10 protein-coding genes are annotated in these 12,376 nt (G+C 76.0%); 3 read left to right on the forward strand and 7 right to left on the reverse strand.

What is annotated here, in order from left to right:
• Positions 1-8: 8 nt before the first annotated feature.
• The 3 genes from ABT095_RS22585 to ABT095_RS22595 all read left to right on the forward strand — a co-directional run bounded on the left by ABT095_RS22585 (position 9) and on the right by ABT095_RS22595 (position 4,232).
• The gene (locus ABT095_RS22585; protein WP_350531273.1) at positions 9-755 is read left to right on the forward strand and encodes an HAD family hydrolase; all 747 of its coding nucleotides are present in this window, start codon (positions 9-11) and stop codon (positions 753-755) included.
• Entirely contained in the window at positions 752-3,145 is a 2,394-nt protein-coding gene (locus tag ABT095_RS22590; RefSeq protein ID WP_350531274.1) for a glycoside hydrolase family 65 protein, read from the forward strand. Before ABT095_RS22585 ends, ABT095_RS22590 begins: the two co-directional genes overlap by 4 nt.
• A gap of 97 nt (positions 3,146-3,242) precedes the next feature.
• Positions 3,243-4,232, forward strand: coding sequence for a helix-turn-helix transcriptional regulator (locus tag ABT095_RS22595; protein WP_350531275.1), 990 nt, complete (start codon positions 3,243-3,245; stop codon positions 4,230-4,232).
• Here the strand turns inward: ABT095_RS22595 and ABT095_RS22600 are convergent.
• The 7 genes from ABT095_RS22600 to ABT095_RS22630 all read right to left on the reverse strand — a co-directional run bounded on the left by ABT095_RS22600 (position 4,196) and on the right by ABT095_RS22630 (position 11,919).
• Positions 4,196-5,407, reverse strand: coding sequence for a cytochrome P450 (locus ABT095_RS22600; RefSeq protein ID WP_350531276.1), 1,212 nt, complete (start codon positions 5,405-5,407; stop codon positions 4,196-4,198). The two genes, ABT095_RS22595 and ABT095_RS22600, sit on opposite strands and share 37 nt — an antisense overlap.
• A gap of 68 nt (positions 5,408-5,475) precedes the next feature.
• Entirely contained in the window at positions 5,476-6,045 is a 570-nt protein-coding gene (locus ABT095_RS22605; RefSeq protein WP_350531277.1) for a GAF domain-containing protein, read from the reverse strand.
• Positions 6,042-6,869, reverse strand: a complete 828-nt coding sequence (locus ABT095_RS22610; protein ID WP_350531278.1) for a S8 family peptidase — start codon at positions 6,867-6,869, stop codon at positions 6,042-6,044. The genes ABT095_RS22605 and ABT095_RS22610 overlap by 4 nt, the downstream gene beginning before the upstream one ends.
• The gene (locus tag ABT095_RS22615) at positions 6,866-9,934 is read right to left on the reverse strand and encodes an adenylate/guanylate cyclase domain-containing protein (protein ID WP_350531279.1); all 3,069 of its coding nucleotides are present in this window, start codon (positions 9,932-9,934) and stop codon (positions 6,866-6,868) included. Before ABT095_RS22615 ends, ABT095_RS22610 begins: the two co-directional genes overlap by 4 nt.
• 30 nt (positions 9,935-9,964) lie before the next feature.
• Positions 9,965-10,168, reverse strand: coding sequence for an aroma-sacti cluster domain-containing protein (locus tag ABT095_RS22620; protein ID WP_350531280.1), 204 nt, complete (start codon positions 10,166-10,168; stop codon positions 9,965-9,967).
• Positions 10,169-10,183: 15 nt separating this feature from the next.
• Positions 10,184-10,855, reverse strand: a complete 672-nt coding sequence (locus ABT095_RS22625) for an iron-containing redox enzyme family protein (protein ID WP_350531281.1) — start codon at positions 10,853-10,855, stop codon at positions 10,184-10,186.
• Entirely contained in the window at positions 10,852-11,919 is a 1,068-nt protein-coding gene (locus ABT095_RS22630; protein ID WP_350531282.1) for a radical SAM protein, read from the reverse strand. Before ABT095_RS22630 ends, ABT095_RS22625 begins: the two co-directional genes overlap by 4 nt.
• Positions 11,920-12,376 lie beyond the last annotated feature (457 nt).

Consider the following 12,376-nt stretch of genomic DNA (forward strand, 5'->3'; position numbering starts at 1 on the left):
TGGCAGGCATGCTGGGACTTCCGGAGCACATCCAGGCGTACCTGTTCGACCTCGACGGGGTGCTGACCCAGACGGCGCGGGTGCACGCGGCCGCCTGGAAGGACATGTTCGACGGCTTCCTGCGTGCCGAGGCCGTTCGCACCGGGCGCGCCTTCGTGCCCTTCGACCCCGTCGCCGACTACGACACCTACGTGGACGGCCGCCCCCGGCTCGACGGCACCCGGGCCTTCCTCGCCTCCCGGGGCTTCGAGGTGCCCGAGGGCACGGCCGAGGACCCGCCGGGCACCCGGTCGGTCCAAGGCCTGAGCAGCGCCAAGAACGACACGGTGCTGCGGCTGATCCGCGAGCAGGGCGTGCAGCCGTACGAGGGATCGGTGGCCTACCTGGAGCGGCTGCGCGCGCTCGGCCGGCCCACCGCCGTGGTCTCCTCCTCGGCCAACTGCCGGGACGTGCTCAAGGCCGCCGGGATCGAGGGCCTGCTCGACGTGGTGGTGGACGGCATCACCGCCGCGCGGGACGGCCTGCCCGGCAAGCCCGCGCCCGACACCTACCTGGCCGCCGCCAAGGAGCTCGGCGCCGAGCCCGCGCACGCCGCCGTCTTCGAGGACGCCCTGGCCGGGGTCGCCTCCGGCCACGCGGGCGGCTTCGGCGCCGTGGTCGGGGTGGACCGCACCGGGCAGGCCGAGGCACTGCGCGAGCACGGCGCCACCGTGGTGGTGGCCGACCTCGCCGAGCTCCTGGCAGGTGACGCGTGAGCGGCAGCAACCTCTCCGTCGAGCCCTGGGGCATCAGCGAGCACGGCCTCGACCTCCCGGGCCAGGCCCGCGCCGAATCCGTCTTCGCGCTCTCCAACGGCCACATCGGCCTGCGCGGCAACCTGGACGAGGGGGAGCCGCACGGCCTGCCCGGCAGCTACCTGAACGGCGTCTTCGAGCTGCGCCCGCTGCCGTACGCCGAGGGCGGCTACGGCTACCCCGAGTCCGGCCAGAGCGTCATCAACGTGACCAACGGCAAGCTGATCCGGCTGCTGGTGGACGACGAGCCCTTCGACCTGCGCTACGGCGAACTCCGCGCCCACCAGCGCAGCCTGGACTTCCGGGACGGCCTGCTGCGCCGGGAGGCCGAGTGGACCTCCCCGGCCGGGCGCACCGTCAAGGTCAGCTCGACCCGGCTGGTCTCGCTCACCCAGCGGGCGGTCGCGGCGGTGGACTACCGGGTGACGGCGGTGGACGGGCCGGTGCGGATCGTCGTGCAGTCCGAGCTGGTGGCCAACGAGCAGCTGCCGACCGGCGAGGCCGACCCCCGGGCGGCGGCCGTCCTCGAGGCCCCGCTGGTCGGCGAGGTGCACCAGGCGAAGGGCACCAAGTCGGTGCTGGTGCACCGCACCCGCTACAGCGAGCAGCGGGTCTGCGCCGGGATGGACCACCTGGTCGAGTGCCCGGGCCGCTTCGACACCGTGGCCGAGAGCTGGGAGGACCAGGGCCGGACCAGCGTCACCACCGTGCTGCACCCCGGCGAGGAGCTGCGGCTGGTGAAGTTCCTCGCCTACGGCTGGTCGGCCACCCGCTCGCTGCCCGCCGTGCGGGACCAGGTGGAGGCCGCGCTGACCGCCGCCAAGTACACCGGCTGGGACGGGCTGGTGGCCGAACAGCGGGAGTTCCTGGACGAGTTCTGGGCCACCAGTGACATCCGGATCGACGGGGACGTCGAGCTGCAGCAGGCCGTCCGGTTCGCGCTCTTCCACGTGCTGCAGGCCGGCGCCCGCAGCGAGGAACGGGCCATCCCCGCCAAGGGGTTGACCGGGCCCGGCTATGACGGCCACAGCTTCTGGGACACCGAGACCTTCGTGCTCCCGGTGCTCACCTACTGCCTGCCGGGCGCCGTCAAGCAGGCACTGCGCTGGCGGCACACCACCCTGCCGATGGCCCGCGACCGGGCGGCCCAACTCGGCCTGGCCGGTGCGGTGTTCCCCTGGCGGACGATCCACGGCGAGGAGTGCTCGGGGTACTGGCCGGCCGGGACGGCGGCCTTCCACATCGGCGCGGACATCGCGGTGGCCGCCGCCCGGTACGTCCGGGCCACCGGGGACGAGGAGTTCGAGCGCAGCTACGGCCTCGAACTCCTGGTGGAGACGGCCCGGATGTGGCGCTCGCTCGGGCACCACGACGCCGCCGGGCGGTTCCGGATCGAGGGCGTCACCGGGCCCGACGAGTACAGCGCGGTGGCCGACAACAACGTCTTCACCAACCTGATGGCGCAGACCAACCTGCGGGCCGCCGCCGAGGCCGTGGGCAGGCACCAGCTGGAGGCCGCGGCGCTCGGCGTCGACACCGAGGAGACCGCCGCCTGGCGGGACGCCGCCCGCGCGATGTTCATCCCCTACGACGAGAAGCTGGGCGTGCACCCGCAGGCCGACGGCTTCACCGACCACCAGCTCTGGGACTTCGAGGCCACCCCGCCGGAGAAGTACCCGCTGCTGCTGCACTACCCGTACTTCGACCTGTACCGGAAGCAGGTGGTCAAGCAGGCCGACCTGGTGCTGGCCATGCAGGTGCGCGGGGACGCCTTCACCGACGAGCAGAAGGCCCGCAACTTCGCCTACTACGAGCGCCTCACCGTGCGGGACTCCTCGCTCTCCGCCTGCACCCAGGCGGTGATCGCGGCCGAGGTGGGGCAGCTGGACCTCGCGTACGACTACACCGCCGAGGCCGCCCTGATGGACCTGCACGACCTGGGCGGCAACACCCGGGACGGTCTGCACATGGCTTCGCTGGCGGGGGCCTGCATCGCGCTGGTGGCGGGGTTCGGCGGGCTGCGGGACCACAACTCGCACCTGTCCTTCCGGCCCCGGCTGCCCGCCGGGCTGCAACTGCTCTCCTTCTCGCTCAAGGTGCGGGGCCACCTGCTCGCCGTGGAGATCACCCACGCGCGTACGGTCTACTCGATCCGCAGCGGCGGGCCGCTGGTGGTGCTGCACGAGGGCGAGGAGCTGACGGTGGCTCCGGACAAGCCCGTCACGCGGCCGACCAAGGAGCCGGAGCTGGTCGACCGCTGCTCCCAGCCGCCCGGCCGGGAGCCCGCGCGGCGGCAGGCGCAGCCGGGCACGCCGATCGGCAGCGGGGTGGAGCACCTGCCGGCGGAGTAGGCGGACGGGGCCGTTTAGCGGGCGAAGATCCCCCGTCTACCGGGCGGGTCTTACCATCTTCACGAAATCGTGTCCTCGGCGGGAGAGGCGGCTGGCCATGGCGGGCTACCCGGTACTGTCCGAACAGGACCTGCGGGTCTTCCAGTGGGTGGCCGGCAACGGCGGGCTCACCCCGCAGGCCGCCGTCGAACTCGGGCTGTCCGAGGCCGAACTGCGGTACTCCGCCGCCGTCCTGGAGCAGCTGCACCTGCTCCGCCCGCTGCCGGGCGGGGCCGGCGGGCGGGCCGGCCTGGTGGCCGTACCGCCGGAGCAGGCCGCCGCCAGCCTGCTCGCCCCCGCCGAGGCCGAGCTGCGCCGCAGGCTGGCCGAGGCCGAGCGGGTCCGGGCCGAACTCACCCGGCTGACCCCGCTCTACAGCCCGGGCGCCGGCCGGACGGTCGAACCGCTGGACGAGATCCTCGAGCTCGACGACGTCATCGACGTGATCAGCGACCTCACCGCCCGCTGCCGCACCGAGGTGCTCACCTGCCAGCCCGGCGGCCCGCGCGCCCCCCACCTGCTCGAGCAGGCCTTCACCCGCGACCTGGCGATGATCCGGCGCGGGGTCCGGATGCGCACCCTCTACCAGCACACCTCCCGGCGGCACGCGCCCACCCAGGAGTACGTGCACCGGATCACCGGCGCCGGGGCCGAAGTGCGCACCCTCACCGCGCTGTTCGGCCGGATGATCGCCTTCGACCGGGCGACCGTGATCATCCCCCACCACGAGGCCTACGACGGCGCCGTGGTGGTCCGCGACCCCTCCGCCGTCGCCTACCTGTGCGCGGTCTTCGACCACTCCTGGACCCTCGCCGACCCCTACACCCCGCTCGGACGGGCCGACGGCGCGGTGACCCTGGACGAGATCAAGCAGGCCATCGTCCGGCTGCTCGCCGAAGGCATGAAGGACGAGATGATCGCCCGGCGTCTCGGGATGAGCCTGCGCACCTGCCGCAAGCACATCGCCGAGAGCATGGAGACGCTCGGCGCCAGCAGCCGCTTCCAGGCGGGCTACCTCTCCCGGGCCCGGGCGGCCGAGCCGTCCTGAACCAGCCGCAGCGCCGTCAGCCGCCGGTGCTGGTGGCCGCCGCCGTGCTGCGGCGGCGGGCCGGTCAGCCGGGCGTGCGGCCAATGGGTGGCGAACGCCCGCAGGGCGGCGGCCAGTTCGATCCTGGCCAGGGCCGCACCGGGGCAGTAGTGCGGGCCCGCGCCGAAGGTCAGGTGGCGGGCGGCGCCGGGGCGGGCCAGGTCCAGGCGGTCCGGCTCGGGGTGGGCGCGCTGGTCGCGGTTGGCCGAGGTGACGGCCAGCAGCACCCCGCTCCCGGCCGGGATCACGGCGCCGCCGACCGGCACGTCCGCCAGCGCCGTGCGGAGGGTGGCGAACGGGCCCGGGGTGTCCCAGCGCAGCAGCTCGTCCACCGCGTTCGCCGTCAGGCCCGGCTCGGCCTTCAACCGGCCGTACTGCTCGGGGTGGGTGAGCAGGGCCAGCACCGCCAGGCCGATCGTCTGCACCGTACTGTCGAACCCGGCCAGCACCAGCATCGCGACCAGGTCGACGAGTTCGGCCTCCGTCACCTCCCCGCTCGTCTCCCAGGCGCGCAGCACGAGGGAGACCACGTCCGCCCCGCCGGGGCGGGCCCGGCGGTCGGCGAGCTCGGCCCGGACGGTGCGGTCCAGGGTGTCCAGGGCCGCCTCGGTCTCGCGGTGGGCCAGCAGATCGGCGGCCGCCCGGCGCAGCGCCCGGCCGGCCTCCGGGCGGAAGCCGAACACCTCGCACAGCACCGCGAACGCGAAGGGCTCGGCGAACTCGGCCATCAGCTCGACCGGCCGGCCCTCGGCGGCGAGGGCGCCGAGCAGCCCGTCGGCGAGCCGCTCGGCCGTCAGGCGGTGGACGGCGATCCGGCCCGGGGTGAAGGCCGGGGCGGCCAGCCGGCGGATGCGGGTGTGGTCCGGCGGGTCGTAGCTGACCAGCGTCCGGTCCAGCGCCCGGTGCGGGCGCCCGGGGGCGGGTCCGGTGGTGGCCAGGGAGAGCCGGGGGTCGGTGAACCCGGCCCGGACGTCCGACTCCCGGGTCACCAGCCAGACCGGCCGCCCGGCGGGGGTACGGACCCGGGCCACCGGGCAGGCCCCCTCCCGGTACGCGGCGAGCACGGCGGCCGGGCGGGCCAGGAACTCGGGCCCCAGCGGTGAGGCGGTGCCGCCGCCTTCGGCGGGCCTGGTCATGCGGACCTCCGGATGGTGTCGTGGCTGGGCCGTCGGGCCCGTCGGGTGGTGGGCGGGGCGGGCGGGGGTCAGTGGGCGAGCAGGAGTTCGCGCAGGGCGTCGAGGGTGCGCAGCCCGGCGGCCCGGTCGGCCGGGTCGAGGCGGGCCAGCGGCGGGCGCGGGCTCGCCGACCGCAGCGCGCGCAGGTCGAGCACCGCGCGCAGTGCGGTGGCCGCCTGCCGGGCGAACAGCGCCAGCAGGTCCAGCTCGCCGAGGCTGGCCCGGGCCTGCGGGGCCGGGTCGAGCACCTCCAGGACGCCGAGCACCCCGGAGGCGTCGAGCAGCGGCGCGGCCATCAGCGCGTCCGGCACGTACGCGGTGGCTTCGGCCAAGTCCCGGGCGAAGGCGCCGTCGGTGGTGAGATCGTCCACCACCATCGGCTCGCCGGTGCTCGCCACCCAGCCCGCGATCCCCCGCCCGGCGGGGAAGCGGGTACCGACCAGGGAGTCCTCACCCGCCCCGGAGACGGCCTGGAAGACCAGCTCCCCGGCGGCCTCGTCCAGCAGGAAGATCGAGCTGGCGGCGGCGCCGAAGATGGCCCGCGCGGTGTCCACCACCGACTGCAGCAGGGCCTGGGCGGTGGGGTCGAGTGCGTTCATCGGGCACCTCCGGTGCGGGCCGTGACGTTCGAAGCGGCCTGGTAGAGCACGGACTTGAGCTGGAAGGGGGTCAGCTCCGGGTGCTTGGCGAGCACCCGGGCGCAGAGCCCGGCGAGGTACGGGGTGGCGAAGCTGTTGCCGGTGGTGCGGATGGTCGCGCCGCCGAGCCAGGGCACCGTGACGTTCTGGCCGGGGGCGAAGAACTCCACCGGGGGCCGGGGGTTGTAGAGGTAGAGCCCCGGATCCTCCTCCTGGTGGCTGCCCACCGAGATCACCGAGGAGTACCGCCAGGGGAAGCTCTCCACCGGGGTGTTGTGCGCGGCGGCCACGATCACGGTGCGGCCGAAGTACGCCTCGTCCGAGATCGCCCGCAGGGCCTCGGCGAACTTCTCCCGGGTGGTCGACAGGCTCAGGTTGATCACGTCGAACCGCTGCTCCACCGCCCAGCGCAGCCCCGCGAGCAGGACGTCCCCCGTGCCGGAGAACCGCTCGCCGAGCACCCGGACGCTGTACAGCTCGCAGTCCGGCGCCACCCGGCGGACGATCCCGCCGCAGGCCGTGCCGTGCCCGCAGCTGTCGCCGGTCTCCGTCGGCTCCACCCGGACGGAGCCGTCCTGCTCCTTGACCACCACGTAGCTGCCGTCCACCGGGCCGACCAGCGGGTGGTCCCGCTCGATCCCGCTGTCCACCACGCAGACCCGCACCCCGTGGCCGGTCGAGCCCTCCCAGGCCCACTCGGGGGTGACGGGCAGTCCGTCGGCGACCACCGGGATGTCGTCGGGAGCCCGGCCGCGCAGGCTCCAGGTCAGGGCGGGCGTGGTCATCTCTGCTCCTTCGTGGTGGTGGCGAGGTCGGCGGCGCGGTGCAGGCCCGCCAGGTGGCCCTTGCGGGTGTACCAGTGGCGGGCCTGTCCGGCCCAGCGGCCGGCCTCGGCCGGGCGGCCGAGGGCCAGCGCGGTGCGGGCGCGGTCGAGGGCGGCGGTGGCCCACAGCACCGGGGAGTCCGTCCCGGCGGCCTCGGCCAGCGCCTGCTCGGCCAGCTGTTCGGCCTCCTCGGCCCGCCCCTCCAGGGCGCGCAGCCGGGCCAGGCTGCCGTACAGGTCGGCGGCGTCGGCCGGGGGGAGGCCGGGCGTTCCAGGGCCGTCCCCGCCGAGGTGGGCGCGGGCGGCGGCCGGGTCGCCGTCGTCCAGGTGGGCGCGGGCCAGGTCGCGGGTGACGGCGGGCAGCAGGGTGGTGGCGCCGAGCTCGCGGCAGGCCCGCATCGCGGCGCCGAGCTGTTCGGCGGCGCGGCCGGGGTGCCCGGCGAGCGAGTCGACGGTGGCCCGGAAGACCGGGAGGAAGACCAGCGCCTCGGCGAAGCCCAGCTCCTCGCCGAGGGCGGCGGCCTCGGCCAGGCAGCGGCGGGCGCCCGCCCAGTCCTCCCGGAGGGCCAGCAGCACGGCCAGCGGGCAGTTGAGGGTGATCCGGACGGTCCGCCGGGTCGGGCCGTGCTCGGCGAGCAGCGCCCGGCAGCGCTCCACCGCCGCCGGGACGGGCGTGGGCCCGAGCCAGAGCGAGACGCCGACGGCGCCGAGCGCCGCCGCCCGCTCCGGCTCCGCCCCGGCCCGCACGGCGTGGGCCAGGGCCCGTTCGAGCAGTACCTCGGCAGCGCCGTGCCGGCCGCGCAGCTGCTGGTGCTGGGCCAGGCGCAGGCAGGCCCTGGCCAGGCCGAGGTCGTCCCCGGCGGCCTCGAACAGCGGCAGCACCTCCTCGGCCGTCCGGGCCGCCTCGGCCAGCCCGGGGCCGGGGTCGAGCACGGCCAGCGAGAGGCGGGCGTGCGCGGCCAGCACCGGGCCTGCGGCCTCGGCCACCCGCCGCAGCAGCGCCTGCCCCTCCTCGGTGCGGCCGGTGGCCAGGCGCACCTCGGCGAGCCGCCAGGCGGCGGTGAGCCAGGCGGGCTCGCCCTCGCGGGCCAGCTCCACGGCGGCGGTCAGCAGGTCGTCGGCCCAGCCGAGATCGGCCCGGGCCAGCGCCTGGGCCCCGGCGGCGGCCAGGTGGGCGGCGGCTCGGCGGCGGAGCAGTTCGGTGCGCGGTTCGAGCGAGCCGAGCTGGGCGCGGTAGCGGTAGGCCCGGGCGAGGTGGCCGCCCAGGGTGGCGTCGGTGGCGCCCCGGCTCGCCAGCACCTCGGCGGCCCGCTCGTGCCGGTCGGCACGGACCCGCTTGGCGGTGCCCTGGTAGGAGACCTCCTGCACCAGGCCGCTGCTGAACCGGTACCGGGCCCCGCCCCGGTCGGGCTCGACCAGCCGGCGCCGGGTGAGCCGGTACAGCGTGGGCCGTACGGTGTCCGCCCCGGCGCCGTCCGGCTGGAGCTCGCCGCCGGGCTGCCCCTCCGGCCCGCTCCGGGCCAGCCCGGTGAGCTCCGCCCGGTCGAACTCCCGGCCCACCACGGCGGCGAGCGAGAGCGCGGTGCGCTCGGGCGGGGCCAGGGCGTCGATCCGGGCGCCGAGCAGGGCCTGCACGGTGGGCGGCAGCCCGCCCGGGTCGCGGCCCTCGGCGGCCATCGCGTGCAGCTGCTCCAGGTGCAGCGGGTTGCCCTCGGCGCGTTCGAGCAGCCGGGCGGCCGTACCGGGCTGCTGGAGGTGGGCGCTCACCTCGGCGAGCCCGGCGGCCAGCCGGGCGCTCTCCGCCGGGGAGAGGCCGGGCAGCGGCAGCAGCGGCCCGGCTGCGGCCCACTCGGGCGTGCGCTCGAGCAGCTCCGGCCGGGCGGCGCAGAGCACCAGCACCCGGGCGGGCCCGGCGGCGAGCCGGGTGACCGCCTCCCGCAGCGCCTCGGTGGCCCAGTGGAAGTCGTCGAGGACGAGGACGGGGGCGTCGAAACCGGCCAGCAGCTCGCCGAGCGCGGCGCAGGTGTCCGCCAGGGACGGGTTCGGTGTGCCGTCGAGCAGCAGCCCGGCGCGCAGCGTCCGCAGCGCCGTGGCGGGGCCCTCGGCGCTGCCGAGCAGCTGCCGGACGGCCTCCGCCAGCGCGGCCAGACTGCCGCTCTCCCCGTACGGGCGGCAGCGCCCGGCGCCGTGCCGGGCGCCGGTGCGCCGCAGCCACTCGTGGATCAGCCGGGTCTTGCCCAGGCCCGCCTCGCCGGTGACAGTCAGCAGGCGTGGGCCGGTGGCTTCGAACGCGCCGTCCAGCAGGGTGAGTTGGCTCTCCCGGCCGATGAACGGGGTGTCGAAGCGCCGTAGCAGCGCCGGGTCGTCGTCCCCGCGCAGGCCGAGCAGCCGGTGGGCGGGGAAGAGCTCGCTCAGGCCCTTGAGGGCGAGCGGCCCGGCGTCCTCGGTGCGGGCGGCCGGGCCGACGGCGTGCAGGGTGTCGGGGCCGATCAGGATCTCGCCCGCGGCGGCGTGCTGCTCCAGCCGGGCGGCGATGTTGACCACCTCGCCGGAGACCAGCGCCTGGCGGCTGGAGGCGTCCGTACTGGCCACCGCCTCACCGGTGTTGACGCCGATCCGGACGTCCAGCCGGATGCCGAGGGCGGCCGTCAGCTCCTCGTTGAGCCCGGCCAGGGCGGTGCGCATGTCCAGGGCCGCGGCTAGCGCCCGGCGGGCGTCGTCCTCGTGCAGCACCGGGATGCCGAACACGGCCATCACGGCGTCGCCGACGAACTTCTCGACGGTGCCGCCGTGCGCCTCGATCCGGGCGGTCATCAGCTCGAAGTAGCGCAGGGTGACGGCCCGCAGGGCCTCCGGGTCGAGGCGGCCGGAGAGCGCGGTGGAGCCCACCAGGTCGCAGAAGACCAGCGTCACCAGCCGCCGCTCGGCCGGGGCCGGCCGGGCGGGCGCGGCGGCGGCCGGGCTGCCGCAGCCGGGGCAGAACCGCGCCCCGGTGGGCAGTTCACCCGAGCAGGACGGGCAGTTCACGGCGGTGTCTCCTTCGGTGGTGGCGGGTGGTCAGAAGAGGGCGCCGCCGGCCACGGTGCCGTGCGCCTGCACCTCGGGCTCGACCTCGTCGAGCTTGGCCTTGATATCGAGCAGCAGGGCGAGTTCGTCCTCGGCGAGGGCGGTCAGCACCTCCAACTGCTCGGGGGTGAGCGCGGCCAGCGGGAAGCCGGCGGCGGCCAGTACGGCGAGGGTCCGTGGGTCGGGTGCGGTCATGGCTGAGGCGTCCTTTCAGGAGTGGTAGGCGAGCCGGGTGAAAAGGTCGGTGGCGGCCTGCATGGTGTGCAGGGCGCTCACCGCCACGGCGCTCTCCTGGGCCGCGGACAGCGGCAACTCGTCCAGGAAGGCGGCGAGTTCGTCACTGTGCCCGGTGTCCAGGCCGGCGTGGTGGCTGACGGTCTGGAAGGCGGCGCCCGGCAGCCCGGTGTCGGCGGCCAGCCGTTCGGCCAGCCAGGGGGCCGGGGCGTTGGCCTCCAGTACGGTGATGTAGCCGAGCAGCGCCACGGGATGGTGGTGCTCGATCCAGTAGTACTGGGGGCCGACCAACCGGGCCACCACGGGCGGTGGTTGACGCTGGAGCCGTCCGTCCGGGTCGAGCCCGGCGGCGGCCAGATCGGACAACAGCCAGTCGTCGTGGCCGCGTTCCTCGAGGATGTGCCGCTCCAGGTAGTCGGCCAGCGGCCCGGCCACCCGGTCGGCCGGGGCCCGCTGGTGGCAGCGCCGGGCGGCCAGCTCCATCAGCGGCACCGAGGCGCGGATCACCTCGTGCATGGTGGTCAGGTACCGCCCGTACCGCTCGGTGAGCCCCTCGGGGCGCCAGAGCTCGGCCATCGCGTGGTGCAGGGCCGGTGCGGCGAAGGAGAGTTTGAGCCGTAGCGCGGCGCTCCGGTGGAGCCTGGTCATCGCCGGTCTCCGGGGGTGACCAGCCCGGCGTAGCGGGGGCTGCCGAAGCGGCGGACCAGCGCGGCGGGCCCGGCGGCGCGCCCGGCGTGGGCGGCCTGCAGGTCGAGCAGGGCGCCGACCGGGCCCGCGCCGTCCCGCTCCGCCCCGGCCAGCACCGCCGGGTGGCCGGGCAGCGCGTGGCAGGAGGCGCAGTAGCCGGTGCAGCCGGGGCCGTCGCCGTAGCGGGCGTAGAGGTGGCCGGGGCCGACGGCGCGCAGCATCCGCAGCGCGGGGGAGTCGAGGGCGCGGCGGCGCACCGTGGGCCAGTCGTCCTGGCCGACACTGCCCAGCAGCAGGTGGGCGGGGGCCGGGCGGCGGTCCACCGTGTCCTGGTTGCAGCAGGCCAGCACCAGGCCGTCCTGCGCGACCACCGGCCAGGCGGCCATCGCGCAGGGCAGCGGCCGCCCGTCCGGGGCGGGGGCGCGGGTGGCGCCCGCCCAGGCGGCGGCCCGGCCGACGGCGCGCAGTTCGTTGACCAGCATCGGGCAGTCGGCGCCGAAGACCCGGCGCACCTCGGCGGCGAGGTCGGCCAGGTACGGGTCGTCGGGGCCGGTGCCGGTGGCGTGCAGGCTGACGGGCACCCCGTCGGCCAGCACCTCGCGCAGGGTGCGGAAGACCTCGGCCCGGGGCACCTCGCGCTCGTGGAAGGCGTCGATGCTGGCCGAGAAGTGGTCCAACTGCCGGACGGTGCGCCGGATGCCGCTCGGGGTGCGGCCCCGGCGGGCGAAGAACAGGCCGCTGAGCAGCGCGGTGCGGGCGCCGGCTGCCCGAGCCAGGGTGGCGAGTTCGGCGGCGAGGGTGGGCCGCAGCAGTGGCTCGCCGCCGGTGAGCAGGATCAGCTCGGGCCGGTCGGCGGGCGTGAACGAGCCGACGAAGCGCCGCAGTTCGGCGGCGCCGGGCTGGGCGCCGCGCAGTGTGGAGGCGGTCGAGCAGTGCGCGCAGCTGAGCGGGCAGCGCTGGGTGAGGGTGACCAGCAGCCCGGCCCCGGGGACCGGTCGCAGCCCCACCAGTTCGGCCAGCTCCATCTCTCCCACCTCCCTTGCGTGTGTGTGCCGCCCACTCCACCGGGCCGGGGTACGCGAGCGGTACGGCCAGGGTTCGGGAGAGGTACATCCGCAGGTCAGCGGGCGTGCGGCGGGCGCCGGGCGGGTGCGGGCGGGGCCGCGCCACCCCGGCCGACCTGCGGCGAGCCGGGCCCGTACCGGATCCGTACCGGCTTCGAACCCGGCGTTCCTAGCTTTCTCGGTGTCGGCGGGAGAGCCCGCCGGAGCCACCGCGTGTGGACCGAACCCGAACGGAGATCACCATGGCTGAGAACACCGAGCCCACCCAGTCCGACAACGCCGAGGTCGTGGCGCACAGCGGCGACGAGACCCCGTGGTGTGTCGTCAACAGCGGCAACACCGGTCTGACCGAGGCCGAGGTCGTGGCGCACGGCGAGGACGAGACCCCGTGGTGCGTGGTCAACAGCGGCAACACCGG

The sequence above is a fragment of the Kitasatospora sp. NPDC002227 genome (genome assembly GCF_040296285.1).
GTDB lineage: Bacteria > Actinomycetota > Actinomycetes > Streptomycetales > Streptomycetaceae > Kitasatospora.